We start from the raw sequence: 19,103 nt of genomic DNA on the forward strand, positions 1-19,103 counted from the left end.
TTCAATTTTAAAATTTCGGGGTAAAGTTTTTATGGCTAAAGTTATTGGTATCGACTTGGGCACGACAAACAGCTGCGTTGCGGTAATGGACGGCGGCAAGCCCAAGGTCATCGAAAATGCTGAAGGCGCGCGTACGACGCCATCAATCGTGGCCTTTGCTAAGGACGGTGAGCGCCTTATTGGACAACCGGCAAAGCGTCAGGCCGTCACCAATCCGGAAAGCACGATTTTCGCAGTGAAGCGCCTTATCGGCCGCCGCTTCGATGATCCAATCACCAAGAAGGACACAGAGCTTGTTCCTTATAGCATCGTCAAGGGCAAGAATGGCGACGCTTGGGTAAAGGCTGGCGGCGAAGATTATTCGCCATCACAAATTTCCGCATTCATCCTTCAGAAAATGAAGGAAACGGCAGAGGCGTATCTTGGCGAAACCGTAACTCAGGCCGTTATCACGGTCCCAGCTTATTTCAACGACGCCCAGCGTCAGGCGACGAAGGATGCTGGCCAGATTGCGGGTCTTGAAGTTCTGCGTATCATCAACGAGCCAACCGCTGCGGCGCTTGCATATGGCATGGACAAGGATGAGAACAAAACCATCGCGGTCTATGACCTTGGCGGCGGTACGTTCGACATCTCGATCCTCGAAGTTGGCGACGGTGTTTTTGAAGTGAAATCGACCAATGGCGACACCTTCTTGGGCGGTGAAGACTTTGACAGCAAGCTTGTCGAGTTTCTGGCAGCAGACTTCCAAAAAGCCGAAGGCATTGACCTGACCAAGGACAAGCTCGCGCTGCAGCGTTTGAAGGAAGCCGCTGAAAAGGCGAAGATTGAACTGTCATCGACACAGACGACGGAAGTCAACTTGCCGTTCATCACCGCTGACCAAAATGGTCCAAAGCATTTGGTGAAGACGATCACCCGTTCCGACCTTGAGAAACTGGTCGATGACCTCATCAAGCGCACGCTGGAGCCTTGCAAAAAGGCTTTGGCTGACGCTGGCCTGAAGGCGGATGCCATTGACGAAGTCGTCATGGTTGGCGGCATGACCCGCATGCCAAAGGTACGTGACGTTGTTAAGGCGTTCTTCGGCAAGGAGCCGCACACCGGTGTGAACCCTGACGAAGTTGTTGCCATGGGCGCGGCCATTCAGGCAGGCGTGTTGCAGGGCGACGTGAAGGACGTGCTGTTGCTTGACGTAACGCCGCTGTCGCTTGGCATCGAAACCTTGGGCGGTGTGTTCACCCGCATGATCGACCGGAACACGACGATCCCAACGAAGAAGAGCCAAGTCTATTCGACTGCGGAAGATAACCAGAATGCGGTTACCATCCGCGTGTTCCAGGGCGAGCGTGAAATGGCGGCGGATAACAAGCTGCTCGGCAATTTCGACCTTGTTGGAATTCCACCCGCACCGCGCGGCGTGCCGCAGGTTGAAGTGACATTCGACATTGATGCCAACGGCCTTGTCAGCGTAACCGCCAAGGACAAGGGTACGGGCAAGGAACAGCAGATCAAGATCCAAGCTTCGGGCGGTTTGTCCGACGCTGACATCGATCAGATGGTCCGTGATGCCGAAGCATTCGCTGAGGAAGACAAGAAACGTCGTGAAGCGGCGGAAGCCAAGAATAATGCCGAAAGCCTTGTGCACAGCACGGAGAAGCAACTCGAAGAGCATGGCGACAAGATTGACGCTGCGCTGAAGGGCGAAATCGAAGCGGCTGTTGCGGAAACCAAGACTGCCATCGAAGGCGGTGATGCAGAAGCGATGAAGGAAAAGGCAACTGCCTTGGCGCAAATCGCGATGAAGCTTGGTGAAGCCATCTACAAGGAAGAGCAAGCTGCGGCATCGCCGGGCGCTGCGACTGAAGAAGCCCCTGCCGACGACAATGTTGTCGATGCAGAATTCTCCGAAGTCGAAGACGACAAGAAAGACTGATGTTGAAAGTTCCCGACCGTCGCCGCCGAAACGCAGCGACGGTCGGGAAGCCGGGGGGGTAGTCAGTCATGAATCTTGACATCGATTATTACGAATTGTTGGAAGTCGAGCGGACAGCGGACGAAAAGACGCTGAAGTCCGCCTATCGCCGGATCGCGATGGAATGCCATCCCGACCGCAACCCCGGCTGCGACCAATCCGAAGCCAGATTTAAAGCGGTCAGCCAGGCCTATGATGTCCTGAAAGATCCGCAAAAACGCGCGGCCTATGACCGTCTTGGCAAAGCCGCGTTTGAGAATGGCGGCATGGGTGGCGGCGGCCAAGGCGGCGGCGGATTTGGCGACTTTTCCGATATATTCGAAAGCTTCTTCGGCGATGCCTTTGGCGGACGTCAGCGTGGCCCCGCACGCGGTGCAGACTTACGCTATGATCTCGAAATTTCACTCGACGAAGCCTTCCACGGCAAGGATGCCGAAATCACCATCGACGTGGCGACGGCTTGCGGCACCTGTGAAGGTTCCGGCGCAACGCCTGGTTCGGGCAAGCGCCGTTGCAACCTGTGTGCTGGTCACGGCAAGGTGCGCGCGCAACAAGGTTTCTTCGTTGTCGAACGGACATGTCCAACCTGTCATGGACGGGGCGAGGTTATCGAAGACTCCTGCCGTGTCTGTGCCGGCGAAGGCCGTAAGGATGAGCGCAAGACTATATCCGTAAATATTCCCCCGGGCGTGGATGAAGGCACCCGCATTCGGGTTGCGGGCAAAGGCGAAGCTGGGCCTTATGGCGCGGGCGCCGGTGACCTTTACATCTTCATCCATCTGTCGCGGCACAAGGTGTTTGAGCGTGACGGCACGACATTGTTCTGCCGTGTGCCCGTAAGCTTCACCACAGCGGCGCTGGGCGGCGAAATCCGCATTCCGGGTCTGGATGGTGCCGAGCACCTCATCATCGTTCCAGAGGGCATTCAGTCGGGCAAACAGCTGCGCCAGCGCGGGGCAGGGATGCCCGTCCTCCAAGGACGTGGACGCGGTGACATGGTCATCCAAATCGATGTTGAAACGCCGTCCAAGCTGTCGGCGCGGCAGAAAGAGATATTGCGTGAGTTCCGTGAAACCGAAACCGGTGAGGAATGCCCGCAATCGACTGGCTTTTTTGATAAGCTCAAAGGGATTTGGGACGGCATCGCGACGTGATTGCGATATGGTGAAATGATCGGTCAGATTTCCATCTGATCAATTTCGTTCCGCAGTGATGCGATGAGGGGCTGGACATATTTCAGCCGATCTTGCTCCTTATCCAATATCGCATGGAAGACGAGCCTTTTGTAAGCCCGCACCCTGTTTTCGGCGAAGTCATGACCGGCGGGAAGGGACGACACCAAAATGTCGATGAGCCGCTCCGCCCCGTGCAACCGCCCCCACAGATAATCATTCTCGCGATAGGACCGGCTGAAAAACGCGCCGAAATTGTTGAATTCGATGCCTTTCAACGTGGCTGCTGCGCCGCCTTTGCGGATGGAGTTGCAGTCTTCGGGTGATATGCGGTCCACTTTGACAGGATCAAATTCGTCGAACCCTTCGTCCTGCAATAATGGCAAGGTCGCGATATCGTAGAGGGCATAACCCAGATAGCCGAGCAGCATTGCCCGGCGGGCCTCGACGGGCAGTGCCAGGAGCGCTGCGCACAATATCCCATCAACATTCAAGTCCGTTTGGACGAGGTCGCGCTGTGCCGCCAATTGGTCCATGAGCTCGGCCGGATTGGTGACGCCCGCCTTTGCGGCAATGGCGAAATCGACGCCGAGAAATTCCGCCGTTTCCAGATCCAGATACATCGCCAGACAGCGATAAATGGCATCACGTATCTGCGTGATGTCCTTTTCGGGTACGTCGATGACATTTTCGACTTCTTCCGTCAGATGCCGTGCAAGGAAACGGAGCCTGCGAATTCTGAATCGGAGATCATGCGTGCCAAAAAAGGCGATGGACTGTTTGGTCGCTTGCTTACCGCTGTCATGCGGCATGCTGTCCAATCCCCGTGTCCTGATTTCGGCCCATAAAGCCGCTCTCAAGTCCCGGAAAAACCCGTTATTGGCATCGGGCAAGCTGCGACGCGCGGTCGCCACAATATCGTCGACGACGCCCGCAAGCTTCAGATGGCCATAAGCCCGATAGCTGAAGCCAGCGGCAAGTATCGCCTTTTCCTGCGCAGATTGACGCCATTTCTGCATACGGACGGCGGTCGGCTGGCTTAGGAACCAAGTCTTACCCAGCAGTGCCTCGACGGTGGTTTCGACTTCGTCCCTTAGGCTGTCGATCACCTGCCGCATCCGTTCGATCCGTTCCGACCGGCCTGTGATTTTTTCCAAGCTATCGCGGATAGGTTGCTCCCGCGGGATGTTTGATGTCGCGCCAAATATCGTTGCGAAAAAGCCGGGCGGTTTGCGCGGGGTGTCGGCGCTGCCATCGGCTTTGCGCCGACCGAAGCGGAAACTTGGCCGGCCGGGCTTTGGGTCAATATAGACAAAGCGGCGGTCGACTTCGCGGCGCGCGGGGCGGTTGCGCAGAGCAGCTATCGCCTGATTAAACGGCGCATTGGCGAGCACGGAACCGTCAATCAGCATTGTGTCTTCGGCTGCATTGGCGGCAAATTGCTGCGGCAATATGCGTTTCAGAAATGCGTTCCGCCCCAGCCACGGCACATTTTCGCGCGCAAGCAATCGGTCAAGTTCACGCACCGAAAAGGGCGGGAAGGCCCCCGGGAAGCTGGCGGTTGCGCGTGCCGCAAAGATGAGCTCGGCCATATCGGCAAGGCCCGTCCGGCCGCGCGTCGAGAAGTCGACGGTGATCCGGTGCTCCGACTCGGTCACCTCGGGCGGGCTGTTCAGGCGCAAGATTTGATCATGTCCGTTAAAATCCGTGACCGTCACAAACAGGTCGAGCGGTTGGTTGATAGGCAAAAGCGGCGATCCGGCTTTGCTTGCCTCCATCGCCTTCAACGCATCCAACAATAGCTTGGAAAAGACATTGCCGCCAAAGGGCGGCGCGAACCAGCGGGCACGAATGAAGCGCGACAGCTTGGTTGCCACCTCTTCCTGTGCTTCTTTCGCGACGGTCCGTTCGACAGTGCCGCCGCGCCGCCGCAATATCATCCACGCAATCGGCGTCGCCCAAAATTTGGAGAAGCGCGACAGCGGGCGGGCGTCGGGGTCCAGCAGGACGTCGACATCGGCCATTTCAAGCCACATGTCGGTCAGCGGCTCCAACGACTGCCCTGTGACAATAGCTTGGGACAGAAATATGCCGTTAATGCCGCCTGCGCTTGACCCGGCGATAATATCGGTCAGCACGCGCAACTTTGTTCCGCTGACCTGCGACATTTCGGCGAGGAGGTCGTGATAGACGGACTCGCTGCCCCGGGCGGCAGGCGCTGCATCATGGAACGCGCGGCTGGCGCGGACCAAATGCCAAATCTCGCGGGTGACGCCATGCATGTAAATGGCAAGGCTTACCCCGCCATAACAAATGAGCGCCAGCCGAAGTTCTTTTTCACGCATGCCGATGGTGTGACACCGCCAAAGGTCGTGCGCAAGCACCGATGCGTGCTTTTTACGGCTTGAGTTCTTGATATGTTCTGATAGTTTCCGTCCATGGCAAAGGCAAAGCGCAAATATGTGTGTCAGGCATGCGGTTCAGAAGCGAACCGTTGGCAGGGGCAATGTGACGACTGCGGCGAATGGAATACGCTGGCGGAAGAGGCGAGCGCGACGGTCTTTGAGCTGAAGCATCATTTGCACTCCGGTGGACGTTCGGTCGAACTGTCGGGGCTAAATACCGATATCAAGCTACCTGATCGCGCCTCGACCGGCATCGCTGAATTCGACCGTGCGCTGGGTGGCGGCCTTGTGCCGGGTTCAGCGACTTTGCTGGGTGGTGATCCGGGCATTGGTAAGTCTACTTTGCTGTTGCAGGCGGCGGCCAATCTGGCGCGACGCGGGCTGAGCGTTGCGTATATTTCGGGTGAAGAGGCGGTCGACCAAGTGCGTTTGCGCGCACGGCGGCTTGGGCTCGGCGATGCGCCCGTGCAATTGGCTGCGGCAACCTCGGTCCGCGACATATTGACGACGATGGGAAAGGGCGCGCCTCCCGCCTTGCTGGTGATCGACTCGATCCAGACGATGCACAGCGATTTGATTGAAGGCGCCCCGGGCACCGTCAGCCAAGTGCGGGCGTCGGCGCAAGAGCTGATCCGTTTTGCCAAAGAGCGTGGATCGGCATTGATGCTCGTGGGGCATGTCACCAAAGACGGAACGATTGCCGGACCACGCGTGCTTGAACATATGGTCGATACGGTGCTGGCGTTCGAAGGTGAGCGAAGCCATCAATATCGCATATTGCGCGCATCGAAGAACCGCTTTGGCGGCACCGATGAGATTGGCGTTTTCGCGATGGCGGAAGAGGGCCTGACAGAGGTTGGCAACCCAAGCGCATTGTTCCTGACCGACCGCGCCGAACAAGTGACCGGCGCAACGGTATTTCCTGGGTTGGAAGGGACGCGGCCAGTGCTCGTTGAAATTCAAGCGCTCACTGTGCGTCTATCCAGCGGTGCGACGCCCCGGCGCGCGGTGGTCGGATGGGACAGCGGACGGCTCGCCATGATATTGGCGGTGTTGGAGGCGCGCTGTGGCCTTAGCTTTTCGACGGCTGAAGTATATCTGAACATCGCTGGCGGATATCGCATTTCGGACCCGGCGGCGGACCTTGCGGTCGCGGCGGCGCTGGTATCGGCCCTTGCCGAGCGGCCCTTACCGTCTGATGCTGTTCTGTTTGGAGAAGTCGCCTTGTCTGGCGAAATTCGTCCCGTTGCACATGGCGCATTGCGCTTGAAGGAATCGGCCAAGCTTGGCTTCAGCCGTGCACTTGTTCCGCCATCGGTGAAGGGACAGTCGGGAATTTCAACGCAAGAGTTCCGCACGCTGGCCAATCTCGTTGACCATATGCTGGGACGTCACTAAATCTGTTTTCAGGCCATGTCATATGCGACAGAAATCAAGCGGCTTTGCGGCTTGAATGGCGATATTGGCGCACTGCGGACGAGGTGCGCCGGATTATAGATTGGGCAGCAGCTTCACATGACCGCATTTGATATCATTGTATTTTTCCTAATCGGCAGCGGAGCCGTTTTCGGCTTATTGCGCGGTTTTGTGCAAGAGACGCTGTCGATGATTGCATGGATATTGGTTGTCGCTGCCGTCCGCGTGCTGCATGCCCCTGCCACGTCTGCACTGGCGGAAACCATTGGTTTGGAAACAAGCGCGGCCATTGTGGCGTTTCTTGCGATTGTTATCGTCATTTATGCGCTGGGCAGATGGATCGCGAAATCGCTTGGCGCGCGATCGCGCAAATCGCTTTTGGGGCCATTTGACCGGGTTTTGGGCTTTGGCTTTGGAATGTTGAAGGGGCTGATGATGGCGACGCTGATGTTCCTGTTGCTTGTCATGGGTTATGGCATGTTCTTCGGCGCGGATGAGGCGCGCCCCGAATGGATGACAGGATCACGCACCTATCCACTGCTGAACGCCAGCGGGACAGCCATGTCTGATTTCGTTCGGGAGAACCGCGGGACCGAGGACGAAGCCGCGGGAACAAACGAGTGAGCGATTCCGCTCTCTACAATCGCGACATACTCCGCCTCGCGACCGCGTTGGTCCCGAATGACCGCCTTGAAAATCCCAACGGGTCGGCAGAGGTTCGCTCCCCCGTTTGCGGAAGCCGGATGCAGGCGGATGTCATGACCGACGCAGGCGGGCATATATGCGGGCTGGCGTTGCGCGCGAATGCCTGCGCCTTGGGGCAAGCCTCGGCCGCCATTTTACGGCAGAACGCCGACGGTTTGAGCCTATCGATACTCAATGAACTGCGCGATGGCATTGCCCATGCATTAAAGCGTGAGGGGGACATGCCGGCCATTTGGCCTGAACTCGATCTGCTTTCGGCAGCCAGCGATTATCCGTCGCGACATGCGGCGATCTTGCTGCCTTATGATGCGGTTCTGGCTGCGGCGCAGAATATCCAAGATAAAAGCTGATGGAGCACGCGCCGCATAATCTTGTTGCAGACGTGATGCTCGGCGGGGTTGTGTTGCTCGGTGCAGCGCTGATTGCCGTGCTTATTTTCCGCCGTTTGGGCCTTGGTGCTGTGCTCGGGTATCTGGTCGCCGGTATCGCCATCGGTCCAGACGGACTTGGCCTGATTGACGCGCCTGAGACGATATTGGCCTATTCCGAAATCGGCATCATATTGCTTCTGTTCCTTGTCGGGCTGGAGCTATCGCCCAGCCGATTGTGGCTTTTGCGCAGGGATATTTTGTTATTTGGTCCGCTGCAGGTGACGCTCTGCGGCCTTGGCATGTTTGCGATCATTCGCTTCGCCATGCCGACCTTCAGTTGGGAAGCGGCGTTGGTGCTTGGCCTGCCGCTTGCTTTATCCTCAACCGCGCAGGTGCTGCCGCTGCTGCAATCGCGTGGCCGGATGAAAACCGATTATGGCGAAAAAAGCTTTTCCATCCTGTTGTTTCAGGACATTTCGATTGTCCCATTGCTGACGATAGTGGCCGCATTGTCCCGTGCGCCGGCTGATGAAGGCGCCATCACGGGCTGGCGGCTGGTTCTATATGCTGTCCTCGCCATATTGGGCTTGGTGCTCGCCGGGCGCTATTTGCTGTCGCCATTGTTGCGGCTTGTCGGCAAGATTTCCGAACGGGAACTGTTCATTGTCACTGGGCTGTTCACGGTTTGCGTCAGCGCCGCGGTCATGCAGGCGATTGGTGTATCGCCTGCGTTGGGGGCGTTTGTTGCAGGCGTCATGCTGGCAGAATCGCCGTACCGGCATGAGCTTGAGGCGGATATTGATCCGTTTCGATCGATCCTGCTGGGTCTGTTTTTCCTTGCGGTCGGCATGTTGCTGGATGTCGATGTCATTCTCGCGCAGCCGCTATTTGTGGCGGGCCTTGCGCTGGCGTTGGTTGCGGTCAAAATTGCCATCATCTTTGCACTTGGCCGTTTCTTTGGATTGAAGAGCAAGCCGTCCATCATCATGGCCATGCTGTTGAGCCAGGGCGGCGAATTCGCATTTGTGTTGTTCACTGCGGCGCAACAGGCGTTGTTGATTGAGCCGGAGGCTGCGAGCCTATTTGGCGCGGTTGTAACGCTGTCTATGGCGTCGACGCCTTTCCTTATGATTATTGCGGGCAAGCTGGCGGCACAGAAGCCCAAAGGCGCAGCGCAGCTTGATGACCCCGCGTTGGCGTCACGAGCCAATGTTATCATCGTTGGCCATGGCCGGTTCGGGCAACAAGTGTCGCAGATCATGCAGGCCGCAGGGCGTTCGGTGACGCTCATCGATATCAACCCACGGACAATCGACATAAGCGGCGAATTTGGTGTCAAAGTCTTCTACGGCGATGGAACACGCATTGATTCGTTGCAGCGGGCGGGTGGCGAGGACGCGCAGGCGATATTCTTCTGCATCGACGACCGGCACATGACCGCAGAGTCATTGATGCCGGTGCGTGAGACATTCCCGCGCACCAAGCTGTTTGTGCGCGCATATGACCGGCAGCAGGCGCTGGCGTTCATGGAAGATAATGGCATCAGTATCATCCGCGAGCTGTTTGAATCGTCGATCCGCATGTCGGTCGATGCGCTTAAGTTCTTCGGAACTGACCGCGAGGCTATCCATGAAATCATCGCCGAATTCCGCCGACGCGACCGAAGCCGGCTAAAGGCGCAGTTTTCCAGCGGCGATATGCATGCCGGTAAACGTCACAGTTTTGGTGGTGATGATTCGGATGATTTCCTGATCGCTCAGGATTGAGCTTCGTCGTCGAGGAAGGCGGCAACGTCATCCAGTACAACGTCCTTGGACAGGAAAGTTTGGCCTATGCCTCGCGCCAGCAGGAAGGGCAAAGTGCCACCGCTCATCTTTTTGTCATGCCGCATATAATCCGCCAGCAACGCGCCATTCGCGGTAACGCCAGCATCTGAAAGCGTGGTGGGTAAGCCCGCCGCCTTCAGTAGCTGCGACACGCGCCGGGCATCCTCTGCGGCGCACAGGCCAAGCCGAACCGAATAGCGAAACGCCAGCGCCATGCCCGCGGCGACGGCTTCGCCATGGAACAGTCTGTCCGAAAAACCTGTGTCGGCTTCCAACGCATGGCCAAAGGTATGGCCCAGGTTCAACAGGGCGCGCGTGCCCGTGCGTTCGGTCTCGTCAGCGGCGACGATACGCGCTTTGGATTGAACCGATGTTATGATGGCCCGTGCGCGAATGGCGGGGTCACCGGCAAAAAAGCTATCCAGATTGTCTTCGCAATATAAGAAGAAATCGGGGTCATCGATCAGGCCATATTTGACCACTTCGGCAAAACCCGCCGCCAATTGGCGCGGCGGTAGCGTTGATAACAATTCAGGGTCGATCAGCACCAATGCAGGTTGATGAAATGCACCGACGAGGTTTTTGCCGGCTTCGCTGTTGATCGCGGTCTTGCCACCCACGCTGCTGTCCACTTGCGCCAGCAAGGTTGTCGGGATTTGCACGAACGAACATCCGCGCTTTACAATATGCGTTGCGAAACCCGTGATGTCGCCGACAACGCCGCCGCCTAATGCGATGACATGGTCGCTGCGTTCCACATGCTGCGCAAGCATCCAGTCGGTCAGCTTTTCCAGCTCAGCCCAGCTTTTGCCAGCCTCACCCGCCGGCAAAATATATGCTGCGGTTTCCACGCCAGCGGCGGAGAGCGCGGCTTCAAGTGCGGTCCAAACGGCACGGGCAACATTTTCGTCTGTGACCACCAACAACCGGTTGTCGCGCGCATAGGGTGCGAGATATTCCGGTGCCTGTGCCATTAAGCCCGCACGGACATGAATGTCATAAGGTGCATTGGTCAGGTCGACGGAAATGACGGTCATTGGGCAAGGGCCTTCACGATATTTTCAACGGTCCGCATATGCGGCGATGTATCGCTGCGAATATGGATATTGGCCGTCGCATATAGCGGGTTTCGAATCTTGCCAAGTTCCGTCAGGACTTCAACAGGGTCCTTACCCTTTAGCAAAGGCCGGTTGCTGCGCCGACCAACGCGGTCGGCCAGTACTTTTATGTCCGCATCCAGCCAAACAGATATCGCGCGCTCCAATATGAGTGCACGCGTTTCCGCATTGACGAACGCGCCGCCGCCTGTGGCGATAATCTTTGGCGCGCCCTCGACAAGCCGCGCAATAACCCGTCGCTCTCCATCGCGAAAATAGCCTTCGCCGAACTTTTCGAATATTTCGGAAATGGAAAGTCCAGCGGCACGTTCAATTTCATCGTCAGCATCAGCAAAAGGCACATTCAACCGCGCAGCGAGGCGCTTTCCAATGCTGCTTTTACCCACGCCCATCATCCCGACAAGAACGACCGGCCGGTCTATGACCGGGTCAGTTACTGTTCGGTCGTTGCCGATTTTTTGTTCATCGTTTCCGGGCATTGCGACACTGCCTATATATCGGCTATTCCTAACCCGAAAGTAATTTGCCACTCATCCGGAAAATTATGGAAAAGCAGTGTATTACATAATGGTCCAAGAGTGGCGGACATAAAAACCGGTTTTTGCGCTTTCTAATTGTTGCGGCAGTGGCATTTGGCTTGCTACTCTGGCTTGCATGGTTAGGCGGTGAACAACTTATGCAGATAAGAGAAATTGCAGTGCAGCCCCAAACATTTGAGACAGGTTCGCGTCATTGACTGATAAAATAACAAAAGGTGGCCTTTTGGCGGCAGCCGCTGTCGTCCTCGCATTTGCTTTGCCCGCATTGGGGCAGCAGGGTCCGGAGTCACTTCTTCCCGAAGGCTTTGGCGACCCCGCGCCGTCAGCACCCAATAATCCCGCGCGTCCTTCGTCTTCTTCTGCACCCTCAATCGCCAAGACCGCAACGTCATCGGCCAATCCGGCATCGGGTGAAGCCAGCGCGGACGCTGCGGCTGATGAAGCCGAAGAGGATGAAGAAGACGCGCAGGAAATGGTCGTTCGGTACGACGTTCCCCCTGCCGCGCGCCGTTCGCTCAATGCGATTGGCATCATCTCCGAAACATCGGGTGGATTTCCAGTGGCGTCCTTTGGCGCGACCAATGGCGCTTTCCTGAAACAAGTTGTTGAACGCACAACAGGCCCAATCGCGTCGCGTTGGGGCACGATCATGGCACGGCGGTTGCTCGCCAGCCGGACCAATACGCCACAGGGCGTAAACGGCGCGGACTGGACCGCAGAACGGGCGTGGTTGTTGCTGCGTATGGGGGACTCGGTTGTCGCCCGTGGGCTTGTTCAGCAAGTCGATGCTGGCAATTATACCAAACGGCTTCATGAGGTCGCGATGCAGACCTATCTCGCCAATGGCGATCTGGCGGGCATATGTCCTTTGACCGAAGGCGGCGTTCGTCTTGTAAATAGCGGACGCTGGAAAATGTCGCGGGCTATTTGTGCTTCGCTGGCTGGCGAACAAGGGGCCGCAACGGGATTTATCAATCAGGGACGCTATCAGGGCTGGGTTCGAGGCGTCGATTATCTCTTAACCGAAAAGGCCGTGGGTACGGGCATCAATGGCCGCCGGTCGGTTAAAATCGAATGGGATGGCGTTGAGGGGATGAACCCGTGGCGCTTCGGTTTGTCCGCCGCCGTGGGTCTTGAACCACCGGAACAGTTGTTCAGCAATAGCGGTCGCCAGATTGATGGGTGGCGTGCGCAATTGCCCATGTTTGCGCCCGCCATACGCGCCAAATATGCACCCGGTGCCGCGGCGCTTGGCGTGCTTTCCAACCGCGATATGGTCGATCTTTATGCGCAGGTTCTCGACGATCCCGATGCACCTGATGCGATCAAAACGCAGGCGGAAAATCTGGGCAACGCCTATACCGCATCGGACGATTCCGGAAAAGTTGCAGCAATGGCGTCGATTTGGGGCGCAGAGCGGACGGGCGTGGACTATCTGGCGGCGCTTGTCATGACGGCACGCGCGGCAGCGCTTATAGACCCAAGTTCAGACCATGCCGGGCAGGCGGATGGGTTGATTGCATCAATGTTGACGGCGGGGCTTGATCGTTCGGCGGCGCGATGGAGCAATATCGTTTCGGGCGGTTCGCTGGGTTGGGCGCTCGTCACTTTGGGCGCACCCGGCCGCGTTACTTTGGCGGATTATGGCGATCTCGATGAATTTTACGGCAATGACGACAGCGTTGACGGGCATAGGTCCGCGCTTTTGCTCGCCGGACTTGCCGGGCTGGGTCGCGTTGAATCGGGCGCGCGCACTGATTTTGGTAGCGATCTGAAGGTAAATATTACGCGGCAAACGGCTTGGTCAAAAGCGATTACGGCCGCGGCAAATCGCGGGGAGCAAGGCACGGTCGCACTGATGGCGGTTGCCGGAATGCAGGCCCCGTCATGGTCTTCGGTGCCTGCGCATCATGTATATTATATCGTGCGGTCGCTGCGTCAGGTGGGTCTTGAGGCGGAAGCCCGCATGATTGCAGCCGAAGCGGTCACCCTTGCGTGATATTCAAGGCGGCGGGCCCTGATCAACGGATATGAGTGCGACGGACCGCGATCTGATAGCGCGCTTCATTGAAATGATGGCGGCGGAACAGGGGGTCGCTGCAAACACCAGCGCGGCTTATGCGAGCGACTTGCTTGCGGCATCCAGCCTGACCGGTGGCAAGCTTGCCCATGCCGATGCCAATATGTTGGTGACGCTTTCAAGCCACTGGCGCGACCTTGCCAACAGTTCAGTCGCGCGCAAATCATCGGTACTCCGGCGCTTTTTCGGCTTTTTGCATGAGGAGGGTTTTCGCGATGACAACCCGTCCGCTGCTTTGCCCAAGCCTGCGCAGGTGCGCGCGCTACCGAAAATCCTTGATACAACGGAGGTCGATCTTTTGTTCGCCGCAATCGAGGCGAAGCTTGCGCAGCCCAGTCCTGCCTCAACGGACTATCGGCTCTCTGCCTTAATTGAGCTGCTTTACGGCTCCGGTTTGCGTGCGACCGAGCTGGTTGCGCTGCCGCGCAGTGCAATCGTGTCCGACAAGCCGTTCATCATCGTCAAGGGCAAGGGCGCGAAGGAACGGATGGTGCCCATTTCAAATCGTGCGCGGCAGGCTGTTGGCACATGGCTTGCGTTCGTTCCGGAAAAATCGCGCTTTTTGTTTCCGTCGCGCGCCGGGCATATCAGCCGTATTCGGCTGTTTCAGATTATCAAGGCGCTGGCCGCCCAATCCGGTTTAGATCCAGCCAAGGTCAGCCCCCATGTCCTACGGCACGCCTTTGCGACGCATCTTTTGGCGGGCGGTGCGAACCTACGGGCGCTGCAGGCGATGTTGGGCCATGTAGATATCGCCACCACGCAGATTTACACCCATGTGGACAGCAGCCGTCTGGTGGAGTTGGTCAACCGCAGGCACCCGTTGGCAATGCGCACGTTGACCCGTGGCGCGACAGGCTCTAACCGGCAATCATGATGGTATATCTTGAATTCGAAAAACCTGTCGCCGCTTTGGAAGCACGTATTATTGAACTGCAGGATGCTGCGCGCGAAAGCGACGTCGACGTCAGCACCGAAATTGGCAAGCTGCGCGCCAAAGCGGACAAGCAGCTTAAGGACACTTACGCAAACCTGACCGCGTGGCAGAAAACGCAGGTCGCACGTCATCCTGAACGCCCGCATTTCAAACATTTCATCGCGTCGATTTTTGAAGATTTCATGCCCTTGGCCGGCGACCGCGCATTTGGCGATGATCAGGCCATTATCGGTGGGCTCGCCCGACTCAACGGCCGCCGCGTCATGGTCATTGGCCATGAAAAGGGTGACGATACGCAAAGCCGTATTCGCCATAATTTCGGTATGGGCAAGCCAGAAGGCTATCGCAAGGCCATCCGTTTGATGGAACTTGCCGACCGGTTCGGTATTCCTGTGGTCAGCCTGGTCGATACATCGGGTGCGTTTCCGGGCATTCAGGCCGAAGAGCGCGGTCAGGCTGAAGCCATCGCCCGTTCCACAGAAAAATGCCTCGCGCTTGGCGTGCCCATGATCGCGTGCATCGTGGGTGAGGGCGGTTCGGGCGGCGCGGTTGCACTTGCGGCTGCGGACCGCGTGTTGATGTTTGAATATGCCGTATATTCCGTCATTTCTCCCGAAGGATGCGCGTCCATCCTGTGGCGGACAGGCGATAAGGCGGCGGATGCTGCGCAGGCCATGAAGATGACGGCCGATGATTTGAAGGCGCTTGGGATTATTGACCGAATCGTCAAGGAACCCATGGGCGGTGCGCATCGCGACCATGCGCTTGCGGCTGCATCGCTTGGGAAGGCGATTGACGAGGAAATTGCGGCGCTCTCTGCCTTTTCGTCGAAAGAGCTCCTGCAGCAACGCCGGGCAAAATTCTTGGCGATGGGTGCGTAAGCTTATACGTTCATACGTCTTGGGCGGAAGATGAAGACCGCTACATATTGAATAAAAAGGGCGGGAACCGTGAAGTTCCCGCCCTTCTGTAACCGTTCAGGTTAAATGCCTGACTATCAACGCAGGGTCAGCGTATTGGCGATAGAGGTTAACTGGCGGTTCAGGTTGGTACCAAGGGTGGTCATTCCAACTATTGCAGCAACAGCAACCAAAACCGCGATCAAGCCATATTCAATTGCAGTTGCGCCTTCTTCACGCTTGAAGATTTTTTTGATAAATTTCCTCTTAGGTCTCCTATTATTCATTTATTCACCCGGGCGGTTTTATAAATATTAACCGTAATCAGTGTGATAGATCATAAATGTTTACTAATTCGTTAATGTGTATATTAAATTAGGTTCGCCGATAAAACGTTGGATATTATATCCAAAACACTCTGTATTCCGTTTGAAACGTTCCCGAGAGAAACAAGGGTCGCGACAACGATGAGCGACACTATCAAACCATATTCCACTGCCGTCGCCCCTTGGTCGCATTTGTGAATGCGTCGAATGCGTTCCAACATTTTATTGGTCCCCCTTCGATCCTTGGTTGCGAGCATTCGGAAAATCCCACACAAGCGTTAATAAATGCTTGCAACATGATGAGACTATGGAAAAAAATCCGACAACATTGTTCGTGGTTGCCGCGGCATTAACCAACGAAAGTGGTGCAATTCTGCTGCAAAAGCGTCCGGACCATGCCTCTATGGGTGGGTTGTGGGAGTTTCCGGGTGGCAAGGTCGAAGTGGGCGAAACGCCCGAAGCTGCGCTTGCACGAGAATTATTTGAAGAGCTTGGGATCTCCGTAAACCCCCAAGACCTTATACCTGAAACCTTTGCAAGCGAGCCTTTGGGTGACCGGCATTTACTGCTGTTATTGTACAGATGCGTGATGTGGGAAGGCGCGCCCACGCCGCATTTTGCGTCTGAAATTGCATGGGTGCATCCAAAGGACATGGCTGCACTGCCAATGCCGCCCGCGGATTATCCGCTCGTTGAACGGCTCAACCGCATCTAGTCTTCGGGGTTTTTGGACAAAATGTCGGCAAGCGAAACTTGCCCACTTCCCCTTTTGGCTGGGCGGGGTTGGTTTTCAGACGGCGCCCAACCGCTCAGGAACAGATGCGTGAAATATTCGGGCACTTTGCCTTGGGCATCTGCGCGTGCCGCAAAAATCCGGTCCAGCCGATGGATCGCGTTCTTGCCGAGATATGCCCGCGGTCCGGCCAAAGCATTGCCGATCCCGGCATCGCGCACATCAGACACTATGCCGCGCCAGTCGCTATACCGCACCTCCGTCACATCCTGATCGGCAACGGGCAGGGCAAACCCGGCGCGCACGATTAGGTCGGCCGCGCTGCGCAAGTCAATTTGCGGGTGCATATGGGGCCGCACCTGATCTGCGTCGGATTCCAGAAACATCGATTTCAATGTGGCCAACGTGCCTGCGCCAAACATATGGCCCAGAAACAATCCATCGGGTTTGAGTATCCGCCGGATTTGGATAAGCGCGCCGGGCAGGTCGTTGACGCTGTCCAACGTGCCAGCGGAGATAACGAGATCGAACGATGCAGGCGGAAAGGGCAAGCGGTCCTCTTCGCATCCGCTTTGTGTTTCTTCAGCCCCGCCGAACGATATCAACGGCATATGCGTGCAACGCATGTCCGCTGGCAGAATGTCCTTTTGCCAGCCTGCAATCGGTCCAATGATCAACGCATGTTCGAACGCGCGCGTCACAAAGGTCAGCCGTTCGCCAAGATCCCGCGCAATATGGGTCCACAGAAATTGATCGCCCTGACGCCGTGATGCACGCTCACGCAGCGCGCGGCGGCGCTGGCGGTCAAAGATTTCAGGCGGGTTGGTCTCGCTGGTCATTTCGGCCTTGTGCAGACACTGGCTTTATCCGACAAGTCTTCATGGCCATCACCCGCCACATTTTCCGCGCTGCGCTCAATTGGGCGCTGCCCGAACGCTGCCCATGTTGCGGCACGATAACGCCCGCTGGCGGACCATTTTGCGTCGATTGCTGGCAACAATTGCAGTTTCTGGCCCCACCATGGTGCCACGGCTGCGCAACGCCATTTGAATATGACCGCGGTGCCGATAGCTATTGCGCGGCATGTCTGGCCAAACCGCCCAAGCATGACGGCATTCGCGCCGCCGTCAAATATGACGACCTGTCTGCAAAAGTTGCACTCCGGTTAAAATATAGCGGAAAGATCGGATTGGCCCGCGTGATTGCGCAGCAACTGGTTCGTCATTTGCCCGAGGATCGAGGCAATATCATCATTACGCCTGTTCCTTTGCATTGGACGCGCATGTGGTCGCGCAGTTTCAACCAGTCCGCGTTGATCGGCCGCGCGCTCTCGGCGCAAAGCGGTATCGCTTTTGCCCCTGACATACTCGTCCGCCATAAACGCACGCCGAGCATGCGTGGCCTGAATGCCAATGGCCGCCGTAAGGCCGTTGCGCAGGCATTTGCGGTGCACCCCAAATGGCGTGACCGATTAAAGGGCAGTCGCATCATCCTGATCGACGATGTGCTTACCACGGGGGCAACGAGCGACGGCTGCATATCGGTCTTGAAACGAAGCGGTGCGTCGTGGATTCAGCTTTTCTGCTGGGCACGTGCCCTGCGCGGAGAAAGCGCAGAGCAAAACTAACTGCTCTCGATGCTTGACTTGATGGCGGCTGGGCACCATTTCACTTTTATGACCGCAAATGTTGAAATCTACACCAAATTCGCATGCCCTTATTGCGTCCGTGCCAAGCAATTGCTCGACAGCAAGGGCGTCCAATATACCGAATATGACATCACCATGGGTGGCGCAAAGCGTGACGAAATGCTTGCGCGCGTGCCCGGTGCGCAGACCGTGCCGCAAATCCTTATCAATGATACGCCAATAGGCGGCTCTGATGATTTGCGCGCATTGGAGAATCAAGGGAAGCTCGACGCGTTGCTAGGACCACGCGGGGCATAATGATCGCATTTGACCTGAATTGCAGCAACGGACATCGTTTCGAAGGCTGGTTTGCGTCATCCGAAGATTATTCAAAGCAGCAATCCGCCGGGTTGCTCGCCTGTCCCATATGTGATGACATGACCGTGCAAAAGGCGCTGTCCGTGCCGCATGTGCCCAAAAAGGGCAACCAACGCAGCGTGCCTGTGCCGATCGCGGATGTAGCGGCGCCAGCGGCCGCAGCTGAGCCTGCGGTTGTGGAGTTCGTTCAAAAGCTTGCGGTGGCGCAAAGCGAGATGCTGAAACAATCGCAATGGGTCGGCGGCCAGTTTGCCGAAACCGCTCGCGCGATCCATTATGGAGAGGAAGCAGATCGCCTCATCCACGGCGAAACAAGCGCCGATGAAGCCAAGGCATTGATGGAAGAAGGTGTGCAGGTTGCCCCGCTGCTTTTCCCAGTCGTGCCACCCTCTGCTAAAAATTGACCGCCCGATAGCACGCAGCTATGGCTTGGGACGCAGCACCCATAGCTCAGCAGGATAGAGCATCAGATTCCTAATCTGGGGGCCACTGGTTCGAATCCAGTTGGGTGCGCCGTGGATGATGAAACTGATAACATTTATGTATTTGATTTTATGTTATAAATTATTGACGTGAGAATGATCTGCCGCGCCATC

At 56.8% G+C, this 19,103-nt stretch carries 19 protein-coding genes and 1 tRNA gene; 14 read left to right on the forward strand and 6 right to left on the reverse strand.

All coding sequences use genetic code 11. The features are described from left to right. Positions 1-31: 31 nt before the first annotated feature. Positions 32-1,936: a molecular chaperone DnaK gene (gene dnaK / locus ACIQZK_RS05355; protein ID WP_395637714.1), complete on the forward strand. Its 1,905-nt coding sequence runs from the start codon at positions 32-34 to the stop codon at positions 1,934-1,936. A 68-nt stretch (positions 1,937-2,004) separates the two neighbouring features. Beyond that, the gene (gene dnaJ, locus ACIQZK_RS05360; protein ID WP_397575222.1) at positions 2,005-3,129 is read left to right on the forward strand and encodes a molecular chaperone DnaJ; all 1,125 of its coding nucleotides are present in this window, start codon (positions 2,005-2,007) and stop codon (positions 3,127-3,129) included. Between the two features lie 23 nt (positions 3,130-3,152). Here dnaJ and ACIQZK_RS05365 read toward each other — a convergent pair whose 3' ends face one another. Continuing rightward, on the reverse strand, positions 3,153-5,492 hold the full coding sequence (locus ACIQZK_RS05365) for a patatin-like protein (RefSeq protein WP_397575223.1): 2,340 nt from the start codon (positions 5,490-5,492) through the stop codon (positions 3,153-3,155). A 93-nt stretch (positions 5,493-5,585) separates the two neighbouring features. Here ACIQZK_RS05365 and radA point away from each other — a divergent pair, with 93 nt between their 5' ends. The 4 genes from radA (at position 5,586) to ACIQZK_RS05385 (ending at position 9,810) form a co-directional block, all read left to right on the forward strand. Further along, on the forward strand, positions 5,586-6,950 hold the full coding sequence (radA, locus tag ACIQZK_RS05370) for a DNA repair protein RadA (RefSeq protein WP_397575224.1): 1,365 nt from the start codon (positions 5,586-5,588) through the stop codon (positions 6,948-6,950). Positions 6,951-7,067: 117 nt separating this feature from the next. Next, entirely contained in the window at positions 7,068-7,592 is a 525-nt protein-coding gene (locus tag ACIQZK_RS05375; RefSeq protein WP_397575225.1) for a CvpA family protein, read from the forward strand. Beyond that, positions 7,589-8,023 (forward strand): iron-sulfur cluster assembly scaffold protein, encoded by a 435-nt coding sequence (locus ACIQZK_RS05380; protein WP_395637640.1) that lies wholly within the window; start codon positions 7,589-7,591, stop codon positions 8,021-8,023. Before ACIQZK_RS05375 ends, ACIQZK_RS05380 begins: the two co-directional genes overlap by 4 nt. Beyond that, positions 8,023-9,810 carry a monovalent cation:proton antiporter-2 (CPA2) family protein gene (locus ACIQZK_RS05385; RefSeq protein WP_397575226.1) on the forward strand — a complete coding sequence of 596 codons (1,788 nt, stop codon included), beginning with the start codon at positions 8,023-8,025 and terminating at the stop codon, positions 9,808-9,810. The genes ACIQZK_RS05380 and ACIQZK_RS05385 overlap by 1 nt, the downstream gene beginning before the upstream one ends. On the opposite strand, the gene aroB is transcribed toward ACIQZK_RS05385, so the two are convergent. Next, the gene (gene aroB / locus ACIQZK_RS05390; protein WP_397575227.1) at positions 9,801-10,907 is read right to left on the reverse strand and encodes a 3-dehydroquinate synthase; all 1,107 of its coding nucleotides are present in this window, start codon (positions 10,905-10,907) and stop codon (positions 9,801-9,803) included. The genes ACIQZK_RS05385 and aroB overlap by 10 nt on opposite strands. Next, positions 10,904-11,383, reverse strand: coding sequence for a shikimate kinase (locus ACIQZK_RS05395; protein WP_395637642.1), 480 nt, complete (start codon positions 11,381-11,383; stop codon positions 10,904-10,906). Before ACIQZK_RS05395 ends, aroB begins: the two co-directional genes overlap by 4 nt. Before the next feature lie 337 nt (positions 11,384-11,720). On the opposite strand from ACIQZK_RS05395, the gene ACIQZK_RS05400 reads away from it, so the two are divergent. The 3 genes from ACIQZK_RS05400 to ACIQZK_RS05410 are packed head-to-tail and all read left to right on the forward strand — an operon-like array spanning position 11,721 to position 15,425. Continuing rightward, positions 11,721-13,526 (forward strand): hypothetical protein, encoded by a 1,806-nt coding sequence (locus ACIQZK_RS05400; protein ID WP_397575228.1) that lies wholly within the window; start codon positions 11,721-11,723, stop codon positions 13,524-13,526. A gap of 31 nt (positions 13,527-13,557) precedes the next feature. After that, complete coding sequence (locus tag ACIQZK_RS05405; RefSeq protein WP_397575229.1) at positions 13,558-14,484, forward strand: tyrosine-type recombinase/integrase; 927 nt, start codon at positions 13,558-13,560, stop codon at positions 14,482-14,484. Beyond that, positions 14,481-15,425: an acetyl-CoA carboxylase carboxyltransferase subunit alpha gene (locus ACIQZK_RS05410; RefSeq protein WP_397575230.1), complete on the forward strand. Its 945-nt coding sequence runs from the start codon at positions 14,481-14,483 to the stop codon at positions 15,423-15,425. The genes ACIQZK_RS05405 and ACIQZK_RS05410 overlap by 4 nt, the downstream gene beginning before the upstream one ends. A 116-nt stretch (positions 15,426-15,541) precedes the next feature. Here the strand turns inward: ACIQZK_RS05410 and ACIQZK_RS05415 are convergent, their stop codons facing one another. After that, the gene (locus ACIQZK_RS05415) at positions 15,542-15,730 is read right to left on the reverse strand and encodes a Flp family type IVb pilin (protein WP_397575231.1); all 189 of its coding nucleotides are present in this window, start codon (positions 15,728-15,730) and stop codon (positions 15,542-15,544) included. A gap of 83 nt (positions 15,731-15,813) precedes the next feature. Then, positions 15,814-16,026, reverse strand: coding sequence for a Flp family type IVb pilin (locus tag ACIQZK_RS05420; RefSeq protein WP_397575232.1), 213 nt, complete (start codon positions 16,024-16,026; stop codon positions 15,814-15,816). A 50-nt stretch (positions 16,027-16,076) separates the two neighbouring features. Between ACIQZK_RS05420 and ACIQZK_RS05425 the strand changes: the two genes are divergently transcribed. After that, positions 16,077-16,484 carry a (deoxy)nucleoside triphosphate pyrophosphohydrolase gene (locus ACIQZK_RS05425; RefSeq protein ID WP_397575233.1) on the forward strand — a complete coding sequence of 136 codons (408 nt, stop codon included), beginning with the start codon at positions 16,077-16,079 and terminating at the stop codon, positions 16,482-16,484. Here ACIQZK_RS05425 and ACIQZK_RS05430 read toward each other — a convergent pair. Further along, a complete protein-coding gene (locus tag ACIQZK_RS05430; protein ID WP_397575234.1) occupies positions 16,481-17,341 on the reverse strand; it encodes a methyltransferase domain-containing protein in 861 nt (286 codons plus the stop codon). The genes ACIQZK_RS05425 and ACIQZK_RS05430 overlap by 4 nt on opposite strands. 41 nt (positions 17,342-17,382) lie before the next feature. Here ACIQZK_RS05430 and ACIQZK_RS05435 point away from each other — a divergent pair, with 41 nt between their 5' ends. The 4 genes from ACIQZK_RS05435 (at position 17,383) to ACIQZK_RS05450 (ending at position 19,020) form a co-directional block, all read left to right on the forward strand. Next, entirely contained in the window at positions 17,383-18,129 is a 747-nt protein-coding gene (locus ACIQZK_RS05435) for a ComF family protein (RefSeq protein ID WP_397575235.1), read from the forward strand. A 48-nt stretch (positions 18,130-18,177) separates the two neighbouring features. Further along, the gene (gene grxC, locus ACIQZK_RS05440) at positions 18,178-18,447 is read left to right on the forward strand and encodes a glutaredoxin 3 (RefSeq protein WP_397575236.1); all 270 of its coding nucleotides are present in this window, start codon (positions 18,178-18,180) and stop codon (positions 18,445-18,447) included. Beyond that, positions 18,447-18,911: a DUF1178 family protein gene (locus tag ACIQZK_RS05445; protein ID WP_397575237.1), complete on the forward strand. Its 465-nt coding sequence runs from the start codon at positions 18,447-18,449 to the stop codon at positions 18,909-18,911. Before grxC ends, ACIQZK_RS05445 begins: the two co-directional genes overlap by 1 nt. Before the next feature lie 35 nt (positions 18,912-18,946). Then, positions 18,947-19,020 (forward strand) — tRNA-Arg (locus ACIQZK_RS05450). Positions 19,021-19,103 lie beyond the last annotated feature (83 nt).

This window comes from Sphingorhabdus sp., from assembly GCF_044338195.1.
Classification (GTDB): domain Bacteria; phylum Pseudomonadota; class Alphaproteobacteria; order Sphingomonadales; family Sphingomonadaceae; genus Sphingorhabdus_B.